Origin of the sequence: Bartonella taylorii 8TBB (assembly GCF_902825155.1) — a bacterium.
In the GTDB taxonomy this organism is placed as follows: domain Bacteria; phylum Pseudomonadota; class Alphaproteobacteria; order Rhizobiales; family Rhizobiaceae; genus Bartonella; species Bartonella taylorii_A.
Window position 1 is genome coordinate 1 of the sequence record NZ_CADEAG010000134.1, and the last position, 441, is coordinate 441.

At 39.7% G+C, this 441-nt stretch carries 1 pseudogene; it reads left to right on the forward strand.

Going from position 1 to position 441, the window contains the following annotated elements:
- A pseudogene (locus J7R13_RS08995) lies at nucleotides 1-441 on the forward strand (hypothetical protein); the annotation flags it as partial.

Here is a 441-nt window from a genome sequence, read left to right on the forward strand (position 1 = left end):
GTGGCAGTTCTTTATGATGAGGAAGAAGCTTCAGAAGAGGTCAGTACACTTACCAGAACAGCACCTAAAGTTAATAAGAATAGTGTGACTTTTGGTGATCCCAAAACAGGCACTGTTGGATTGCATAATGTTGCGGCTGGTAAGATAGCCAAGGATTCACATGATGCTGTAAATGGTGACCAGCTTCATACCGTAGGTAGCAATGTTGCATCTTATTTAGGTGGTAGTGCTACATTTAAAGATGGTGTTTTTACATCTCCGACTTATAACATCTCTAATATTACTGACAATGGTACAGTAACGACTAGTTCATATAACGATGTTGGTTCAGCTTTTGCTGGTCTTGATGCGAGTGTCAAGAATGTGAATACGCATCTAACGAATGAGGTCAAAAAGTTTGATGACAAACTAACGAATATTACGCAAGCAGTTCAAGGCGAT